Here is a 20,144-nt window from a genome sequence, read left to right as displayed (position 1 = left end):
TTTTCGGTTCGTTTTTTTGTATAATAAAGGGAGATAAATTGCCGTTTTAGCTCAGAAGGTAGAGCGTTGCCATGGTAAGGCAGAGGTCCCGGGTTCAAATCCCGGAAACGGCTTATAAAAAAGAACGACCATTAATGGTCGTTCTTTTTGGTTGGATTATTTTTGTAATTCTCTTTGAATTCTAACTTGATCTAATGCTAAGTGGGGATTAGCAATCAATGAACTTAATTCTCCTACTGAGATTAAGGAGATGGCGTGCATTGCCCTAGTAATGATGGTATAAAGGGTCCCTAAAAGAGATTGATCAGAGTAATTATCCTGAGAAACGTTCCAGGCCACTACCGCATCAAATTCTAACCCCTTAGCTAGATAGATTGGCAAAACTACCACGCCAGTTGGTAAGGTGCGATCGGCGTCTTGCAGGAGGGTGCTATTAAATTCACGGGCTAAAGCAGCGTTGATTTGCTGAGCTTCTGTCATGTTTTTCGTTAATACTGCAACCGTTTTAACTTCCTTTAAATAATTAGTGATTTCTTTTTTGAGGGAGTTTATCGCAACTTCGGCAGTAGGATCGATAATGATTTTAGGGAGTTCTCCAGGTCGATTGAAAGCCTCAATATCATCGCCATTAGGCAGTAATGATTTAGCAAACGTCATAATCGGATAGGTAGAGCGATACGAACGCATTAAGCTAATTAGTCGGGCTTTGTTAGTGCCAAAAGCGGTTTGTAACTTAGTTAATAAAGCTTCCGGAGCTTCTACGTTTTTAAAGAGCGCCTGCTCACTGTCACCTAGTAATGTCCATTTGGTTTTGGGAAAGGCATACCGTAAATATTTCAATTGAGCAATGGAGTAGTCCTGCATTTCATCAATAAATAGGTACTTCATGGTCTGATTTTGAGCGCTACCACAGATGTAATCTCGTAGATATAACAGTGGAGCACTATCCGCTAACTTAATCTGATGTAATTCGATATCAGCATTGAATTGTTCATATGCTTGGGAACTAAATTGCTTCAATAATGGACATTGTTTTAGATAATCGCCGTATTGTAGGTAGGGATCTAAGAAATTATTATTGAAAATAGCATCATAAACCTGACGTAAACGGGCAGAAACAATTTTAGTCGCAATGTACTTACGTTCGGTAACTTCGTCTTGGAAATCACCTAGCCGTTTATTACCTAGAAGTTCGTGGTAGTGTTCGTCACTTAATTCGTCGATTTCTTCGTTAACCCAATCGGCATCCAGTTCTTGATTGATCCTGCGCTTAAGCCGCTTAATCAGTTCGTTTTTAGTAGCTAGGATCCGGTCAGCGACCTTTTTGGCGGTAGGCCATTGGGCAAAAATTTCTTGGATTTCTGCCTTATTAAAGAAGATCTCACCGTTAAATAGGATGTGGGTGAACCGTAATTCTTCCGCAGTTAGTTGATCGCAGTAGGCAGTTAAGGTATCCATGTAGGCACCACTTTCTTTCACCTCGTCAATAGCCACTTCGGCAGCAGAAAGTTGTTCGCTACTTTCGTATCTATCGAAGAGGGTTTGAACATGGAGGCCCTTTAAGCGGTTGTCGAAAAATTCAGCCAAGGTCACCTGACGCATATTTCGTTCTCCCAAGCTAGGTAATACGTCAGAAATATAATGACTAAATAACTTATTCGGAGAAAATAAAATGATTTGGTCAGCTTCTAAAGTATCGCGACTATGATAAAGCAAGAAAGCAATGCGTTGCAAAATGGCAGAAGTCTTCCCAGAACCTGCCACTCCTTGAACTACCAGCAAATCACTAGTGGTATCACGGATGATATCATTTTGTTCACGCTGAATAGTGGCCACGATATTTTGCATTTGTTCGTCATTTTGCTGGCCTAAAACGGTTTGCAACATCTCGTCACCAACCGTTTCATTAGTGTCAAACATGTTAATGATTTGACCATCATTAATTTGAAATTGCCGTTTTTTGACCAGATCGGTAGTTTGGTTACCCATTGGTGTTTCGTACGTTACGTCACCTAAAGTCCCATTGTAGTAGATACTAGAGATCGGTGCCCGCCAATCATATACTAAAAATTCTCCGTTTTCATCAACAAAGGAGGCAGTACCAATATAGAGGGATTCCGGTTGGGTTTCACCGGGATCTACAATGTCAATTCTGCCAAAATAAGGTGATTTTTGGAGTTGTTGGTAGGTTTTTAATTGACGCTTTAAAATGGATTCGTTTTCGGTTAACCGTGAAACTAATCCCCGTTGTTGTTGAAGTTCGGCACTGGTTTCAATTCGATCATCGACTTCAAAATAGTTAACCGAGGTGTTGGTGGAGTAGTTTTGTTGCACATTTTTAGTTTCGGTGCGTGCACGATCGTATTCAGCTGCTGTTTTGGCAATCTGGGTACCTAACTTACTGACGACTTGATCGACTCTTTTTTGTTCCTGTTGTTCTTCACTGTTTTTCAAAGAGGACCCTCCATTTTCTTGATGACGTTCGAAATTGCTTTGACCATTTTAGTTGCATTTTTTAGGCCTGTCAATGTTATCAACCTTTGACTTTTTTACCATTAATAAGTAAAATTATATGTGATTATATTATTGAAAAGTAGCAACCAAATATTCAGAGAAAAATGCCTAGGCTGCAAGCATTTTGGTGTTGCGAAATGGTTATTAAATAAAAGGGTAACGCCTTATTGTTGTGAGTGGCGGCATTAGCTGCAATTTAGGTGGTACCACGTTAAGACGTCCTATTGGTTTTTTCAATAGGGCGTTTTTTGAAAGGATGAATAAAATGGCAAAGAAAGTTATTTTAACAGGAGATCGTCCAACTGGCAAGTTACATGTTGGACACTACGTTGGCTCATTAAAAAACCGAGTGGAACTACAAAATTCAGGTGGATATGATACCTACATTATGATTGCTGATATGCAGGCGTTGACCGATAATGCTCGGGATCCAGAAAAGATTAGAAACAGTCTTATTCAGGTTACTTTAGACTATTTAGCGGTGGGAATTGATCCTAAGAAGTCTACTATTTTAGTGCAATCTCAAATTCCTGCGTTGAGTGAATTAACTCAACACTATTCTAACTTAGTTTCTATGAGCCGGTTGGAACGTAACCCAACTGTGAAAAATGAAATTCGGCAAAAGAATTTTGGCCAAAGTGTCCCCGCTGGATTTGTAATGTATCCAATTAGTCAAGCAGCAGATATTACTGCTTTTAAGGCTACTACTGTCCCTGTAGGGGATGATCAAGAACCGATGCTGGAACAAACTAGAGAGATTGTGCGGACTTTTAATTCAGTTTACGATCAACAAGTTCTAGTAGAACCAGAAGGCTACTTCCCACCTAAAGGCCAAGGCCGGATTCCTGGCTTAGATGGTAATGCCAAGATGAGTAAGTCCTTAGGTAACGCTATTTACCTATCCGATGATGCTGATACTTTAAGTAAAAAAGTAATGTCTATGTATACTGATCCTAACCACATTCACGTGGAAGATCCTGGACAAGTAGAGGGTAACACTGTCTTTACTTACTTAGATATTTTTGATGATGACAAAGACCATGTTGCTGAATTAAAGGAACAATACCGCCATGGTGGCCTTGGAGACGTGAAGATTAAGCGTTACTTAAACGACGTTTTACAAGCTAAATTAGATCCAATTCGAACCAGAAGAAATGAATACGCCCAAGATATTGCTGGAGTATACGACATTTTGAAGCAGGGTAGCGACAAAGCTAATGTAGTTGCTAACCAAACTTTAAAAGAAGTCCGGGATGCAATTGGAATCAATTATTTTGACTAACGGAGTCAGAAAGGGTGGCTGGGATGGAAAACCTAGTAATCTTGGATATTGGTTCTAATTCCGTTCGAATGGCAATTAACCAGATTCAAGCAGACGGTTCCTATCGAGAAATTAAGCGGGTCAAAAGTGATAGTCGCTTATCCGAAGGAATGGGTCCGCAAAAGATATTGCAAAAAAAGGCAATGGATCGCACCATTGATTCCCTTGCTGATTTTCAAAAAATTTATACTCAGTATGACCATACTACCGTGATTGGAATTGCTACAGCGGCTGTGCGGCAGGCTAAAAATCAAGCTGATTTCTTAGCGGCAGTCAAAAAACGAATTCATATTAACGTAAAAGTGTTAACTGGGCACCAAGAGGCTTATTACGATTATCTGGGCGTAATGAACCGGTTGGGAATTAAAAACTGCCTCATCTTAGATATTGGGGGCGCCAGTGTTGAAATTGTACAGGTGGAAAATGGTCGAGATGTTCATCTAACCAGCGTTCCAGTCGGTGCTGTTACACTATCTGAACGTTACCACCTCAATGATTCCATTAGCGGGGCTAACTTATTTAACGCTCAGTTTGGATTACGCAAGCTATTTGGTCGTGTCAAGTGGCTTCATACTGCTCATCGCCAACCATTAGTATTATTGGGAGGAGCTAGTCGCACGTTGGCGCGCATTAATCGCCGTCGGCAGCACATGACCAGAATAGATGCTATTCACGGTTATCATTTATCGGCGGAACAAGTGAACCGGACCTTTTTAAACTTACTCCGGGGAAACTTAAAGCGACGACAGTCCATTCCTGGCCTGGAAGCTGATCGGGCAGATATTATTGTGGGCGGATTATTGCCATTAGTAACTTTGATGGAAATGGTTGACTCGCACAAAATGTACTTTTCCGAAAGTGGTGTCCGCGAAGGAATTATTACCGAGTATTTAAACGAACACTATAGTAAATAACGTGGGGCTGGCTAGGAGGAGATCTTAGGCGGCCTTGCTTTTGCATTAGCGGAGGCTTTTATGATGGCAAATCAAATCAAACATTTTTACCGATTAAGTTATACTGACCGATTAACAGCATTGGCCCAACAACGACAATTGACTCCTAACCAGATCACTACGATTAAACAAAATGCAACACAGGTAAGTGATTCATTGATTGAAAATTATTTAACTGATTACCGCTTGTCAGAAGGTGTTTTACCTCAGATTCGGGTAAACGATCATGATTATGTGGTCCCCATGGTGACAGAAGAACCGTCAGTAATTGCAGCCGCTAGTCATGGTGCTAAACTAATGATGACGGCTGGAATCACTGCTCAAATAACTGAACGATTAGTAGAAGGGCAAGTAATTGTGGCTAGTAAAGATGCTGAGCAGTTAGCCCAATTTGTGGTAGCTAATCAACGAACTATTTTACAAGTGGCTAATGCTAGTCATCCCACCATGCAAAATTATGGTGGCGGTGCTAAAGCCGTTACGGTTCGGCAATTAGATGCGGATTATTGCTCAGTTGATTTACAGGTAGGAGTTGGCGAAGCTATGGGCGCTAACGTAGTCAATACCATGTCAGAGGCTGTTGCCGACTATCTGCGCCAGCATGATTTTATAATTATCATGAGCATTTTAACTAATGAAGGTAGTCACCAGTTAGTGACGGTAAGTGCCCAAGTACCAGTGGCTCAACTCGCTAAAGCCCAAATCAGCGGTGCTGAAATTGCCCAACGGATCCAGATAGCTAGTCACATTGCCCAAATTGATCCTAAACGTGCGGTCACCCACAATAAAGGTATCATGAATGGCGTGGATGCGGCGGTAATTGCTACCGGTAATGACTGGCGGGCTGTAGAAGCCGCTGTTCAAGCCTTTGCCAGCCGAGATGGACAATACCGAGGATTAAGCCAATGGCAAGTGGTTGACGATCAATTAATTGGTAAAATGACGTTACCGTTACCGATGGGTCTAGTCGGTGGAGCTACCAAGGTTTTAAAGCTAGTGTCTGTAAATCGACAGTTAAGTAATTTTCAGACTACTCAAGAGGCAATGAGCGTCATTGCGGCTGTAGGGTTAGCCCAGAATTTGGCGGCTTTGTTAGCATTAGTGAGCGAAGGAATTCAGGCTGGTCATATGAAACTCCAATTAAAATCAATGGCGATGGCTAACGGGGCAACTCCGACAGAAGTGCCGATGGTTATAGCCCAATTAGCTCATCAACAACCGATCAATTCCCAATTAGTCAAAGCAACGATTGAAAAAATACGACAAACTAAAGGAGAGTAACATGCCAGAAAATAACATCGAATTAAATTCAGAAGTTCAAGGACTCATTAACGCAGTTAACAACTATTTCCCTGGTGAAATTAAGGTCACTTTTATTGGCCAACTTCAATCGGGATACGTGCGGCATGATCAAGCTCAAGCCGTTCAAGCTGACAGAAATATTGATATTCAAATTGCGGATTTAAGTGCTCCTAACTATACTGCTTCTCATGAATTATTACATGTAATGATGATCTTACGGGGCTTTCCGCAACTCTTTTTCTCCCTTACTTCTGGCAACCAGGAGTTAGATGAACAACTTCAAGCCGTAATTACTGAACTATACGACATTGTTAGTCACATAGTGGTGGTAAGTGAACAGCGTAAGCATGGGTTAATCAACGAAGAAATTGAAGCCATGTATATGAAGGGAATTTACGCTACTATTAAGCCGGAAAAAGACACTCCTAGTCAAAAGACTCTGCAATTAATTACGTTATTAGACGCCATGGTCTTTTATGGCGATCGATTTGAATTAGTGGCTGAGCAATTACGGAACGATTTTCCTACTGCTTATGCAGCTGCCGAAAAGTTATATCAAACTATTACCGCTAAACCAACGGACTCACCATTTGGGTTGAGAAGAAACGTCGTTAAACTGTTCAAAGCGTTTGACGAACAACTAGCAGCTTGGAAGTTAGCACCATTACACAGTACTGAAGTTGCTACCTTAACTAGTGTGTTGTCAGAACGTCAATTAGGGTTAAACGTGAACCAAATGTTTGAACTTTACCATTCAGATATGAAAGAAGTTAACTCTGGTAAACAGGGGTATGTGGGCTTTAACAAAGTCGATCAACAAAATTCTTTTGTGATGACTACGCCTAATGACCAAGATGATCCAGAATTCTTTAAGGCAACTTACAACAAGACTGTTAAGGAACTCTTTGATGAATTGGCTATGCCATATATTGTGCGGGAGTAATTATGGAAATTACGGAATTACAACAGTTAATTGATCAAGCGCAAAAAATTGTTTTCTTGACTGGGGCGGGGGTCTCTACCGCTTCCGGGATTCCGGATTATCGTTCCAAAAATGGGCTTTACACCAATAGCCAACAGGATAAGCCAGCTGAGTATTATCTCAGTCACGAATGTTTGGTGAATGAACCAGAAGTGTTTTATGAGTATTTAAAAACCAACTTGTATTATCCTGACGCTAAGCCCAATGTCATTCACGAACGCCAAGCTGAATTAACTAGGCAAGGTAAAGCCACTGTGATTACTCAAAATATTGATGGACTGTACTGCCAGGCTCAAACTGAGAATTTATTGGAATTCCATGGTAATTTGACTGAAGTTTATTGCCAAAAATGCGGGCAATCAGTTTCATTTGATCAGTATTTGAATTCTCGTTTTCATGAAACTTGTGGTGGAGAATTACGACCTAACGTGGTGTTATATGGTGAAGGGCTTGATGAACAGGTGGTTGCTGATAGCGTGGCAGCTATGCAGGCAGCTGATTTAGTTGTCATCGTGGGGACTTCAATGCGGGTTTATCCGTTTGCTGGTCTACTAGATTTTCAACGTTCTGCTCCGGTTGTTGCGATTAACGCAGAACCATTGAACTTGGGCAGTAATGTTCAAATGATGGTATCCGATGCTGTCGAAGTGTTTAATGAATTACGAGTTTAAGGAGGGGTAACAGTGATTACGATCGGGTTAACAACTTTTTCTGATCATCCGGCATTAATTGATGGTGCTAGCCGAAAAGTTCGGTTAACTGAATATAGTGGTCATTTTCCAATTGTGGAATTGGATACTCCTTTTTATGCATTGCCCACCGTTGAAACCGTGAAAGGTTGGCAACAACAGGTTCCGGCAGAGTTTCAATTTATTTTGAAAGCTAACCGGTTGATGACTCTTCATGATCAAGTAGTGGGGGAACCAGCGACTGGTGGTGAACGGCAACAAATGTTTAAGGATTACCGCAAAATGATTGCGCCTCTAGTAGCAGCTGGCCAACTCACCGGGGTCTTATTTCAATTTCCCCCTTCATTTAGAAGGCGGGTGGAGTCTTTTAATTACCTTCAGCGAATCCGTCATTGGTTGCCAGAAGTACCGATTTTAGTAGAATTACGAGATCCTAGTTGGTATGCTAATGGAATCGGTGTTGATGTGGTGCAATTGGTTAACGAACTAGGGATGTCTCTAGTGGTGGTAGATGAACCCCATACGGCTAATTTAGGAGTACCTCTATTAGAATTAACCAACCCAGAACTAACAATGGTGCGCCTTCACGGTCGTAATTTAGCCGGCTGGGCCAAAACGGGTAAGGAAGCTAGAAGCGTGCGTACCCTGTACGATTATTCGACTGAAGAATTAGGTCAGTTAGCTCAAGCTATTCAAAACTTAGCTGAGCATTCTAAGCAGGTTGTAGTTATCTTTAATAATAATGCTGGTCATGCCGCTGCTGGCAATGCACTCACCTTGCAAAAGATACTTAATTTGCATTTTGATAACTTATCGCCCACTCAACTGGATTTGTTTTAAAATCGACATCCAAGTAAGCAAATATTTGCTATACTAAACACTAATTATTAATTTACGAGATGAAAATCATAACGAAGAGAGGTCGCTTTATGGACACAGCCAAAAAACCATTTTATATTACTACCCCTATTTATTACCCATCAGGAAGATTACACATCGGAAACTCCTATACTACTATCATTGCTGACGCTTTAGCCCGGTTTAAACGCTCAATGGGATATGACGTGTTCTTCTTAACTGGAACTGATGAACACGGTCAAAAAATCGAAGAAAAGGCTGAAACTTTAGGCGTTTCTCCTCAACAATACGTGGATGACATGGCAGATTCTATTAAAAAGCTATGGAAAACTCTGGATATTACTAACGATAAGTTTATCCGGACCACTGACGCCCAACATGAACAAGCTGTAGAAAAGATCTTCCAACAATTATTAGATCAAGGTGACATCTACCTTGGTGAATACAGTGGTTGGTATTCTGTTTCGGATGAAGAATACTTCACTGAAAGTCAATTGGCTGAAGTTTACCGGGATGAAGCCGGCAATGTAACCGGCGGTAAGGCTCCTAGTGGTCACGAAGTTCAGTTAGTTCAAGAACAATCCTACTTCTTCAAAATGAGCAAGTATGCAGATTGGTTGTTGCAATACTATCATGAACATCCCACTTTCATTCAACCAGCTTCTCGGATGAACGAAATGATCAAAAACTTTATTGAACCCGGCTTAGAAGACTTGGCTGTTTCTCGGACTACGTTTAGCTGGGGAGTTCCAGTGAAGTCAGATCCTAAGCACGTGGTTTATGTGTGGATTGATGCGTTGACTAACTACATTACTGCCTTAGGTTATGACAGTGATGATGACGGACTCTTTAAGAAATTTTGGCCAGCTAACGTTCAATTAGTCGGCAAAGAAATTGTTCGTTTCCACACTATTTATTGGCCAATTATTTTACACGCATTAGGATTAGAACTACCTAAGGAAGTCTTTGGTCATGGCTGGTTAGTAATGAAAGATGGCAAGATGTCCAAGTCTAAAGGCAATGTAATCTATCCAGAAACTCTAATTGATCGTTACGGCTTAGACGCCTTGCGGTACTATCTAACTCGTTCCGTACCTTACGGCAATGATGGGGTCTTCTCACCAGAAGATTTTGTTAACCGAATTAACTACGACCTGGCTAATGATTTAGGGAACTTGTTGAACCGAACTGTTTCTATGATTAACAAGTATGAAGACGGTGTGATTCCTGCTTTAGTTAGTGGCGTAACTGATTTTGATGCTGATCTGGAAGCTGCTGCACAGGCTGCTATTAGTGAGTTCCAAGAACTAATGGATAACCTTCACTTTGCTGATGCTTTGGCTGCCGTTTGGAAGTTTATTGGCCTTAGCAACAAGTATATTGACCAAACGGAACCTTGGAAATTAGCTAAAGATCCTGCTCAAGCTGACCAATTAGCTTCAGTAATGGCTCATTTAGCAGCTAGCTTACGGGTAATCGCAGAATTAATCAGTCCGGTAATGACTAAGGCTCCAGTTGCTATTTTTGAACAATTGGGCTTAAACGAAACCATTGATTTAGCTAACTTAAGCTACGCTGACTTACCTGCCAACGCACACGTGGTGGCTAAGGGAACCCCAATCTTCCCTCGCTTAGATGCGGAAGAAGAAATTGCGTTTGTAGCTGGGCAAATGACTAAGTCTAGCAAAGCTAAAGGTCGGGCTGCAATGAAGGCTGCTGCAGCTGATGACTTTGATCCTGCAACTACTACCTTAGTTTCTGATAAAAAAGAAACCCGCTTTGAGACTTTTGAAAAAATTGAACTTAAAGTGGCCGAAATCAAGGCAGTTAAGCCGGTCGAAGGAGCGGACAAGTTACTTCAATTCCGATTGGATGCTGGTGACGATGGCGATCGCCAAATTCTTTCCGGAATTGCTAAATGGTATCCAGACTACGAAAAGTTAGTTGGGAAAAAGGTAATTGCCGTTAGCAACTTAAAACCACGCAAGATGAGAGGCCAACTCAGTCAAGGGATGTTGCTGTCAGTAGAACACGATGATGGCACCGTTGAACTAGTTACCGTCCCACAAAACATGGAAAACGGCGCAACATTAGAATAAAACCGAAAAAGCTGGTGACCTAGTCCCGGCTTTTTTGACTAAGGAGCAATAAATGAAAATTTTTGATTCTCATACTCATTTAAACGATTCCCAGTTGTTCCCCGAAGCTGAGCAGTATCAAGAACACGCCCGTAAACTAGGGGTGGTTAAAATTGCTAACGTGGGTTCTAATACGGAATTAAATGCGAAGAGCTTGGAACTAGCTCATCAGTATGCTGATATGTACTCCATTTTGGGTTGGCATCCAGAGGACTCCCTAAACTTTGATCAACAGGCGGCAGACGTCTTAATCGAACAACTGGCTGATCCTAAGGCAGTAGCAGTGGGTGAAATTGGAATGGATTTTTACCAAACTACTGCCCCCAAAAAAGTCCAAGAACGCGTTTTTCGCGAACAAATTCAAATTGCTAAGCAGTTAAAATTACCAATTTCAGTGCATAATCGTGATGCCTTTGAAGATACGTACCGCATTTTAAAGGAAGAACATGTGGAAGCTGTAGGCGGTATTTTGCATAGTTTTAACGGCGATCCAGAGTGGTTAGCTAAGTTCTTAGATTTAGGCATGCACGTTTCTTATAGTGGGGTGGCTAGCTTTAAGAAAACCCATGAAGTCCATGATGCCGTCCGAAAAACACCATTAGAGCGGATGTTAGTAGAAACGGATGCTCCTTATTTGGCCCCAGAACCGTTTAGGGGAAAGCAAAATGAGCCAGCGTATACCTTATATACTGTGGAAGCAATTGCCAGAATTCGCGACGTTGATCCGGATGAAATTGCTAGTGCTACCTACCAAAATACTTTAGAATTATTTAGAATCGAGGACTAATGAAACGAATTAAAGAAGTAATCGTCGTGGAAGGCAAAGACGATACCAAACGAATTCAAATGGCCGTGGATGCTGATACCATTGAAACTCGCGGGTCAGCCATTCCGGATGAAACTTTAGAATTAATTGAACAATTAGCCCAGCAACGGGGAATTATTATTTTTACCGACCCTGACTTTTCGGGAGAGAAAATTCGTAAAACCGTTGCGGCGGCTGTTCCTAATGCCAAACATGCTTTCCTACGTAAGGACCAAGCGGTGCCTGACCATAAAGGTTCGCTAGGAGTGGAACATGCTAGTTCCCAAGCGATTATTGAAGCTTTATCGCAGGTTTACACCGAAGATGAAGATAGTCCAGAACTTATCAGTCAGGCGGAATTAATTACCGCTGGCTTGATGGGTTCTCCCAAGTCGAAACATCGGCGTCAATTATTAGGCGAACGGCTGGGAATTGGGTACGTAAACGGTAAGCAACTTCAACACAGATTGCGAATGTTTGGCATTACCCCGGAAGTTTTTGAAACTACAGTCAAAGAAATTATTGAAGAGGAACGTAATGAATAATATGCCCCCAATTGCAAGTCCCGTCCGGACCCAAGCAATTTTAAATCAGTACCATTTATCAGCTAAGAAGAGTCTTGGCCAAAACTTTTTGACGGACTTAAACGTCTTAAATAACATCGTGGAAGCAGCTCAGTTAGGACCTGATGATAACGTCATCGAGATTGGCCCTGGGATCGGAGGCCTGACCGAATTATTAGCCCAACACGCTAAATCCGTCTTAGCCTTTGAAATCGATAGTCAATTGATTCCAGTGCTAGAAGATACCTTGGCCCCTTATGGTAACGTAACCGTTTTAAACCAAGATATTTTAAAAGCTAACCTACCTGATACGGTCATTGAATACTTTGGCAAGGGAGAAAAGGTGAAAGTAGTAGCGAACTTGCCATACTACATCACTACTCCTATCGTGTTAGATTTAATTCAAAACCCGGTTAAATTTGATCAAATCGTAGTTATGATGCAAAAAGAAGTTGCTGAACGACTAACTGCTACACCGCGCCACAAAGCGTATGGTTCCTTATCAGTTATCGTCCAACAATTGACCACGCCGGAAATCGCCTTTACCGTACCCAGTTCAGCATTTATTCCGGCTCCTAAGGTAGATTCAGCAATTGTGAGCTTAGTCCCAGCTAAGCCAGAAGAGCGAGAACAACCTTATGATCAAAAGAAATTCATTGGCTTTGTGCGTGGATGTTTCATGCATCGGCGGAAGAGTTTGTGGAATAATTTGCAGGGAGTTTTTGGTAAAAAGCCCAAAGTGAAGGATCAAATTACCACTGCATTAACTGATTTGGACATCGATCCTAGTGGAAGACCAGAAGAATTAGCCGTGAAACAATTTGTTTTACTCACTAATAAATTCCATGAACTAGGATTATTAAATTAAATTTTCAAAAAATTTTAGTTGCATTTAAAATCGAGTTATGATAAAATTTTGCTTTTTGTTGCTAAAAGTGATATAATGGGCTAATGTGAGGTGAGGGATATGCCAATTAGCTTATCAGTAATCAAAAACAAGTTAGACGACCATATCGGACAACCGATTTTGGTAACTGCCCAGGCCGGCAGACGCAAAGTTACGGAACGCCACGGTATTTTACGTGAAACGTATCCCGCCGTATTTGTGGTAGAACTTGATGGGGAAAGTGCCAAGTTTGAACGAGTTTCTTACAGCTACACCGACATCTTAACGCAAAATATTGCGGTCGATTTTGAATAATACACTAGAATGTAGGGCCTTTAGGCCTTTTTATTTTGCCCTGAGAACGGTTGAAACTGACTTTTGAAGATTTATCTAGTATAATTTTAGTAATCAAGTCTTCTGAAGTGGAGGGAATGGTAATGAAACGAATCGTAAGGGCCCCGGCCAAAATTAATTTGGGCCTAGATACTCCTCATGCATACGCTAGGGGCGTTTTAGAGTGGAAAATGGTTATGATTTCGGTCGATTTGGCTGATGACTTACAAATTGAAACTACCAGTGCTAATTCACACATCCAAGTTTTCTCCGATAAAGGTTTTCTACCAGAAGGCAATCGTAATTTAGCGTATCAGGCAGCTCGTGTCTTCAAGCATGCTGCTCAAATTGATGATGGCATTACGATCCATATTCAAAAACGCATTCCGGTTTCGGCCGGTTTAGGCGGTGGTTCTTCAGATGCCGCTGCAGTGTTACGAACGTTAAACGATATGTATCAGACTAATTTTTCGGATCGTCAATTGGAAGAATTAGGCCTTAAGATAGATTCTGACGTTCCTTACTGTGTATATGGTAAACCAGCGTTAGTGACTGGCAAAGGTGATCAAATCACGCCCCTACAGCCGTTACCGGCTTGTTGGTTGGTAATTGCCAAACCGGGAGTTAGTATTTCAACCTTAAAATTATTGCGTTCGGTCAAGCATGATGAATTATCCCATCCCAACATTGATGCGTTAATTGCTGCTATTCAAACTGGTAATTATGAGCAAATGGTGGCTAATATGGGGAACGCTTTAGAAGCGGTAGCGGCAAAAAATCATCCGGAAGTTAATATCTTAAAAGAACGAATGTTAAAAGCCGGCGCTGACGGAGCCCAAATGAGCGGCTCTGGGCCCACTGTTTTTGGTATTTGTCGGCAGCTTTCCCGGGCTAAACGGGTATATAATAGTATTTCCGGCTTTTGTCGGGAAGTTTATTTAGTGGCTCCGGTTGGTGAGGGCGCTTAAAAATTTAATAAACATAAATAAAAGCACTCAGATCTAAACCTGAGTGCTTTTATTTTGAACTAGGAACGAAAAAACGTTTGACATCAAGCTGAAATCCGCTAAACTAAAATAGTAATTGTTACTCTTTACATAAAGTGAGGTACGTCTTGAGGGAAAAAATGCTAAGTGTCAATGATTTGGCAATTAATTTTGGCAGCACCACGGTTTTTGACCATCTAAGCTTTCAAGTTGATCAAGGAGATTTCTTGGCGGTAATAGGGGTAAATGGTGTTGGTAAAACCACATTAATTAAAACGATTTTAGGCCAATTAAAACCAACGGCCGGGACAATTGAAACCAATCCCCAATTAAAAATTGGTTATGTGCCGCAATTTCGTAATTTGGATTCTGAATATCCGCTAACGATAGCTGATTTTGTTAGTTTGAACTTTACCGGTTGGAAATTACCTTGGCTATCCAAAAAAGAACGGCAACGGGTACAAACGGTAATTAAACAGCTAGAATTGACTCCAATTGCTAATCGACCATTGGGACGTGCTTCCGGTGGAGAAAAGCAAAAAGCCTATTTAGCTCAAGCACTAGTTGCTGAGCCTAATTTATTGATTTTGGATGAGTCGACGGCTAGCTTAGATCCGACTACTAAGCAAGAGTTGCTACGAGTAGTTAAGGATTTAAATCAGCGACTAGGATTAACCATTATTTTTATTTCCCATGATATGGAACTGGTAAACGAATATCCTAATAAATACTTGTGGTTACGCTCAGACGGCTACTCTCAAGGACCAATTGCAGAATTAGAAATGAAATTGAGGGGAGAAGCCGATGTTTAGTTTTGAATTTATGCGTAATGCTTACACTGCTGGCACATTGATTGCAATTGTTAGCGGGGTGATGGGGGTATTTGTGATTGCTAGAAAGATGGCTTTTATGACTCACACCCTGTCAGAGATTGGGTTTGCAGGAGCTTCCTTTGGAATGTTTGCCGGCTGGAGCCCTCTAAATGGAATGTTATTATTTACGATCGTCAGTTCAATCTTGGTGGGGCGACTTAGTGGGACGAACGAGTCTCGGCGAGAATCTGTAATTAGTGCAATTTCTGGCTTATTTATTGGGTTAGGGATTTTGTTTTTAGCTTTATCAGATCAAAGCTCTAGTTACGCTACTAATATTTTATTTGGTAGTGTGGTGGGAATTAGTCGCGCCGATGTTTGGCAAATGTCAATTCTGTCACTGGCTATTTTGTTAGTGGTCTTGCTAGTTTATCGCAATCTAAAGGATGCCTCCTTTGATCCTACTGGAGCGCGAGCTAACGGAGTAGCAGTAAACATCTTAGGGGTGGTATTTTTAGTCTTATTAGCCCTTAGCGTGAGCGTGGCGGCCCAAATTGTGGGTTCACTGTTAATCTTTATTTTGCTCACTTTACCTGCAGCTAGTGCACGCTACTTTGCTCATTCGGTTTCCGGTATGATGTTAACGGCAGTAGGCTGTGCTCTTTTAGGAGTTTGGCTAGGATTATACCTAGGATACCTAACTAACTGGCCCGTAACCTTTTTCATTGCGGTAATTGAGGCTGCCATCTATGGAATTGCATTGCTAGTTAATCATTATCAAAGTCAAATAACAGAATAACTTTTTAAGAACTCGCCAGTGATGGATGAGTTCTTTTTTGATTGGCTTTCGGAAAAATTTGGTAAAGCCCTTGACTAAATTTGATTAACCGTACTAAAACCCGAACATTTATGTTAAAATTTGAAAGGATATTACATGAAACCTGAGGTGAACAACGTGAAAGCCAGAAGAAGTGACAGATTAATTGACATGACCCGCTACTTGTTAGAGCGGCCTCATACCCTTGTTCCACTAACTTTTTTTGCAGACCGGTATGATTCTGCTAAGTCTTCTATTAGTGAAGACTTAACTATTCTTAAGCGAACGTTTCAAGACCGGGGGACTGGATTATTAGAAACGATTCCGGGGGCTGCAGGAGGAACTCGCTTTTTACCTTATATGCTCAAGGAAGAAGCGAACGTGGTGATTGCAGACTTGGCTACCCAAATGGCCACGGCCGACCGTTATTTACCGGGGGGCTATGTTTATATGTCTGATTTGCTTGGTGACCCAGCGGTTTTGCGCCAAATCGGTCGTATCTTTGCAACCCAATACTTGAATCAACGAGTGGACGCAGTAATGACAATTGCTACTAAAGGGGTGCCTATTGCCCAAAGTGTGGCTAGTTTATTAAACGTACCGTTTGTAATCGTGCGTCACGATACTGAAATTACTGAAGGCTCTACCGTTAACGTAAATTATGTATCGGGTTCTTCAACTAGAATTGAAAAAATGTCTCTGTCTAAACGCAGCTTGAAACCTGGCGCCAATGTTTTGATTGTTGACGACTATATGCGTGGCGGTGGGACGATTTCTGGAATGATCTCTATGGTGCAGGAGTTTGATGCTAATTTAGTTGGGATCGGGGTAGTAGCTGAAAGTTCAGATCATCCTAACCGTAAAATTGGCGAATATACTTCACTACTGCGCGTAGATGCTAATGATGATACCGTCACAGCGGTACCGGGCAATTATTTTGAACAAATTTATCAGTAAATAAGGAGCTCATCACTAATGGCAACTAGAAATACGATTATTTTAGCAGCGGGTAAGGGTACCCGGATGAAATCAAAATTATACAAAGTGCTACACAGACTTTGTGGTAAATCAATGGTCGATCACGTTTTAACCCAAGTGGAAAAAACTAATATGGACAATGTGGTAACCATCGTAGGTTACGGCGCTGAATCAGTAGAAGAAGAATTGGGCGATCGAACTAAATACGTTGTGCAAAAAGAACAACTGGGTACTGGTCACGCTGTATTGCAGGCTGAAGACCTATTAGCAGACCTAGACGGCACTACCATGGTAGTTAGTGGTGATACGCCTTTGTTTACTGCTCAAACGTTTGAAAACCTCTTTAAGTACCATGAAGATAAACAAGCCAAAGCTACTATTTTAACTTCTAAAGCTCCAGATCCAACTGGTTATGGACGAATTATTCGTAATGAACTTGGAATAGTTACCAAAATTGTTGAACAAAAGGATGCTACTGCTGATGAAGCCACCATTAACGAAATCAACACTGGGGTTTATGTGTTTGACAACCAAGCTCTCTTCAAGGCTTTACACCAAATTACTAACGATAATGCTCAGGGTGAATATTACCTTACTGACGTAATCGAAATTTTGAAGGATCAAGGCGATATCGTGGCCGCCTACCAAATGGCTGATTTTTATGAATCTATGGGTGTTAATGATCGCGTAGCCCTTTCCAAAGCTACAAAAATTATGCAAGCTCGAATTAATACTGCTCACATGAAAAATGGAGTTTCAATGGTCAATCCAGATGATACTTACATCGATGTGGATGTTCAAATTGGAGCTGATACCATTGTGGAACCAGGAGTTCAACTTAAAGGCAATACCGTTATTGGAGAAGATTGTTTTATTGGCGCTAACTCAGAAATTCGGAATTCCACTATTCACAATGGGGTAACCGTTACTTCATCCATGATTGAAGATTCTGAAATGATGGATGGTTCTAACATTGGTCCAGATAGTCATTTACGTCCTCAATCATTAATCGGCGAAAACGTTCATTTAGGGAACTTTGTAGAAGTGAAGAAATCCGAAATCGGTGCCGGTACTAAAGTGGGGCATTTGACTTACGTAGGTAACGCCAAACTAGGTAAAAACATTAACGTTGGCTGTGGAGTGGTCTTTGTTAACTACGATGGTTCTAAGAAACACGAAACTACTGTTGGCGATGATTCCTTCATCGGCAGTAACTCTAATTTGGTAGCTCCATTAAACGTGGCAGATCATTCCTTTATTGCGGCTGGCTCCACGATTACTGATGATATCAACCAATACGACATGGCGATTGCCCGAGCTCGGCAAACAAATAAGGCGGGTTACTACAAAAAGCTTCCTTATGACGCCGACTAATTGGTATAATAAGAGTAATAATAGAATTCTACAGACAATCAAATAAATGGAGGAACATATGGTTCAGCAATATTTTGACCCTAAGTTAAAAATTTTCGCCCTTAATTCTAATAAGCCGTTGGCCGAGAAAATCGCTGCTGCGGTTGGTGTGCCGTTAGGAAAGACATCGGTTGATCGTTTTTCCGATGGCGAAATTCGGATTAATATCGAAGAAAGTATTCGTGGAGATAATATTTACATTGTGCAGTCAACGTCTGCACCGGTAAACGATAATCTTATGGAATTGCTGATCATGATTGATGCGTTAAGAAGGGCCAGTGCTGGGACTATTAACGTTGTTATTCCTTACTACGGTTATGCTCGTCAAGATCGTAAAGCTCGTTCTAGAGAACCAATCACCGCTAAATTAGTGGCTAACATGCTGCAAATTGATGGTGCTGATCGGGTAATCACTATGGATTTGCACGCTGCGCAAATTCAAGGATTCTTTGATATTCCCGTGGATCATTTGACTGGTGCTCCATTACTAGCTGACTTCTTCTTAAATGCGGGTTTTGATAAGGATACGGTCATCGTTTCTCCTGACCATGGTGGTGTTACTCGGGCTAGAGCATTGGCTAACTTCTTGAAAGCTCCAATTGCCATTATTGATAAGCGCCGTCCACGTGCTAACGTAGCAGAAATCATGAACATCATCGGGGATGTTAAAGGTAAACGTTGCTTGATGGTCGATGATATGATTGATACTGCTGGAACTTTAACTTTAGGAGCCCAAGCTTTAATGGATGCGGGTGCTACTGAAGTGTATGCTTGTGGAACCCATCCAGTACTTTCGGGTCCTGCTATTGAAAGAATTCAAGCTTCTCCAATTAAGGAATTGGTGGTCACTGATACCATCCAATTACCAAAGGATAAGCAAATCGACAAAATTCACCAAATTTCAGTTGGGCCTTTAATCGGTGAAGCTATTAAACGAATTAATGAAAATAACGCTTTGAGTCCGTTATTTGCTACTCGTTTCAATGGTTCTGATCCTGCTAAAGACTAAGCAAAATATTGAAGCCAACCAAAAGTTTTTCACAAACTTTTGGTTGGCTTCTTTTTTTATGCTAAAATAGTATTTTAGCTTTAATCTTATGAAGAGGTGAATCATGCCTAAAAAAGAGACATTAACAGAACTTTATTCAACTCAGTTCATGGCTAATGCTTTGGTGGCTATCGGCGGCTTTATTGATGCTTATACCTTTGTGCAACGCGGTGGGGTAATGGCTGCTGGTCAAACTGGAAATATTATATTCTTAAGTGTTAACGTGGTGAACCGTGATTTCTTAGGAGTGAAGACCAAGTTAGCAACCATGCTGGCCTTTGCGTTGGGCTGTTTTATTGGTCAGATTATCAAGGAAGTCCATAAAACTCACTATTGGCGTATCCCCACTTTAATTTTAGAAATTCTAGTCTTTTTTACTGTTGGGTGGCTACCAACTAGTTTGCCTAACGTGGCAATTGTGCCTGCCCTGGCGTTTGTAATGGCAATGCAGACCACTACCTTTAATGAAATTGAAGGTCAGGGATATAACAACGTCTTTTCAACTGGGAACCTAAAAAAATCGATGGTGGGCTTAGCCAGCTATTTATTCACTAAAAACCGTAAGCAATTAAAATCTGGCCTAACCTTTTTAGGGTTAGTTTTGAGTTTTGCAATCGGGGCGATGATTTCGGCTGTTATGCAAAATTACTTTGGCTTAGCTACGATTTGGTGGGCTTGTGGCTTCTTAGCTTTACTTACAATTGGTTATATGATTGCGATTTATCGATTAGGAGCCGAATAGTTTA

General features: G+C 41.2%; 19 protein-coding genes and 1 tRNA gene. 19 read left to right on the top strand and 1 reads right to left on the bottom strand.

Going from position 1 to position 20,144, the window contains the following annotated elements:
• Positions 1–40 precede the first annotated feature (40 nt).
• Positions 41–113 (top strand) — tRNA-Thr (locus FC56_RS00265).
• A gap of 43 nt (positions 114–156) precedes the next feature.
• On the opposite strand, the gene helD is transcribed toward FC56_RS00265, so the two are convergent.
• A complete protein-coding gene (gene helD / locus FC56_RS00260) occupies positions 157–2,454 on the bottom strand; it encodes an RNA polymerase recycling motor HelD (protein ID WP_056977181.1) in 2,298 nt (765 codons plus the stop codon).
• 325 nt (positions 2,455–2,779) lie between these two features.
• Here helD and trpS point away from each other — a divergent pair, with 325 nt between their 5' ends.
• The 18 genes from trpS to FC56_RS00170 all read left to right on the top strand — a co-directional run bounded on the left by trpS (position 2,780) and on the right by FC56_RS00170 (position 20,140).
• Positions 2,780–3,796: a tryptophan--tRNA ligase gene (gene trpS / locus FC56_RS00255; RefSeq protein ID WP_056977178.1), complete on the top strand. Its 1,017-nt coding sequence runs from the start codon at positions 2,780–2,782 to the stop codon at positions 3,794–3,796.
• Positions 3,797–3,819: 23 nt separating this feature from the next.
• Positions 3,820–4,749, top strand: a complete 930-nt coding sequence (locus FC56_RS00250; RefSeq protein ID WP_056977208.1) for a Ppx/GppA family phosphatase — start codon at positions 3,820–3,822, stop codon at positions 4,747–4,749.
• 60 nt (positions 4,750–4,809) lie between these two features.
• A complete protein-coding gene (locus FC56_RS00245) occupies positions 4,810–6,069 on the top strand; it encodes a hydroxymethylglutaryl-CoA reductase, degradative (protein WP_318635505.1) in 1,260 nt (419 codons plus the stop codon).
• A 1-nt stretch (position 6,070) separates the two neighbouring features.
• Positions 6,071–7,033, top strand: coding sequence for a hypothetical protein (locus FC56_RS00240; protein WP_056977176.1), 963 nt, complete (start codon positions 6,071–6,073; stop codon positions 7,031–7,033).
• Between the two features lie 2 nt (positions 7,034–7,035).
• On the top strand, positions 7,036–7,743 hold the full coding sequence (locus tag FC56_RS00235; protein ID WP_056977174.1) for an NAD-dependent protein deacylase: 708 nt from the start codon (positions 7,036–7,038) through the stop codon (positions 7,741–7,743).
• 12 nt (positions 7,744–7,755) lie between these two features.
• Positions 7,756–8,601: a DUF72 domain-containing protein gene (locus FC56_RS00230; protein ID WP_056977171.1), complete on the top strand. Its 846-nt coding sequence runs from the start codon at positions 7,756–7,758 to the stop codon at positions 8,599–8,601.
• An 89-nt stretch (positions 8,602–8,690) separates the two neighbouring features.
• Positions 8,691–10,718, top strand: a complete 2,028-nt coding sequence (gene metG, locus FC56_RS00225) for a methionine--tRNA ligase (protein WP_056977164.1) — start codon at positions 8,691–8,693, stop codon at positions 10,716–10,718.
• A gap of 52 nt (positions 10,719–10,770) precedes the next feature.
• The gene (locus FC56_RS00220) at positions 10,771–11,544 is read left to right on the top strand and encodes a TatD family hydrolase (RefSeq protein WP_056977162.1); all 774 of its coding nucleotides are present in this window, start codon (positions 10,771–10,773) and stop codon (positions 11,542–11,544) included.
• The gene (rnmV, locus tag FC56_RS00215; RefSeq protein WP_054671721.1) at positions 11,544–12,107 is read left to right on the top strand and encodes a ribonuclease M5; all 564 of its coding nucleotides are present in this window, start codon (positions 11,544–11,546) and stop codon (positions 12,105–12,107) included. Before FC56_RS00220 ends, rnmV begins: the two co-directional genes overlap by 1 nt.
• Entirely contained in the window at positions 12,100–12,993 is an 894-nt protein-coding gene (gene rsmA / locus FC56_RS00210) for a 16S rRNA (adenine(1518)-N(6)/adenine(1519)-N(6))-dimethyltransferase RsmA (RefSeq protein WP_056977160.1), read from the top strand. Before rnmV ends, rsmA begins: the two co-directional genes overlap by 8 nt.
• 99 nt (positions 12,994–13,092) lie before the next feature.
• The gene (locus FC56_RS00205) at positions 13,093–13,326 is read left to right on the top strand and encodes a Veg family protein (RefSeq protein WP_054671727.1); all 234 of its coding nucleotides are present in this window, start codon (positions 13,093–13,095) and stop codon (positions 13,324–13,326) included.
• Positions 13,327–13,448: 122 nt separating this feature from the next.
• Complete coding sequence (gene ispE, locus FC56_RS00200; protein WP_056977158.1) at positions 13,449–14,312, top strand: 4-(cytidine 5'-diphospho)-2-C-methyl-D-erythritol kinase; 864 nt, start codon at positions 13,449–13,451, stop codon at positions 14,310–14,312.
• Between the two features lie 158 nt (positions 14,313–14,470).
• Complete coding sequence (locus tag FC56_RS00195; RefSeq protein WP_056977156.1) at positions 14,471–15,142, top strand: metal ABC transporter ATP-binding protein; 672 nt, start codon at positions 14,471–14,473, stop codon at positions 15,140–15,142.
• Entirely contained in the window at positions 15,135–15,941 is an 807-nt protein-coding gene (locus tag FC56_RS00190) for a metal ABC transporter permease (protein ID WP_056977154.1), read from the top strand. The genes FC56_RS00195 and FC56_RS00190 overlap by 8 nt, the downstream gene beginning before the upstream one ends.
• A gap of 156 nt (positions 15,942–16,097) precedes the next feature.
• Complete coding sequence (gene purR / locus FC56_RS00185; RefSeq protein WP_187116922.1) at positions 16,098–16,916, top strand: pur operon repressor; 819 nt, start codon at positions 16,098–16,100, stop codon at positions 16,914–16,916.
• Positions 16,917–16,934: 18 nt separating this feature from the next.
• Positions 16,935–18,311 (top strand): bifunctional UDP-N-acetylglucosamine diphosphorylase/glucosamine-1-phosphate N-acetyltransferase GlmU, encoded by a 1,377-nt coding sequence (gene glmU, locus FC56_RS00180; RefSeq protein ID WP_056977152.1) that lies wholly within the window; start codon positions 16,935–16,937, stop codon positions 18,309–18,311.
• Positions 18,312–18,369: 58 nt separating this feature from the next.
• Positions 18,370–19,359 (top strand): ribose-phosphate diphosphokinase, encoded by a 990-nt coding sequence (locus FC56_RS00175; protein ID WP_056977150.1) that lies wholly within the window; start codon positions 18,370–18,372, stop codon positions 19,357–19,359.
• A gap of 103 nt (positions 19,360–19,462) precedes the next feature.
• Complete coding sequence (locus FC56_RS00170; protein ID WP_056977148.1) at positions 19,463–20,140, top strand: YoaK family protein; 678 nt, start codon at positions 19,463–19,465, stop codon at positions 20,138–20,140.
• Positions 20,141–20,144 lie beyond the last annotated feature (4 nt).

The sequence above is a fragment of the Lentilactobacillus senioris DSM 24302 = JCM 17472 genome (assembly GCF_001436555.1).
GTDB lineage: Bacteria > Bacillota > Bacilli > Lactobacillales > Lactobacillaceae > Lentilactobacillus > Lentilactobacillus senioris.
The sequence above is the reverse complement of the archived record's forward strand: the minus strand, read 5'-3'. Positions and strand labels throughout refer to the sequence as shown.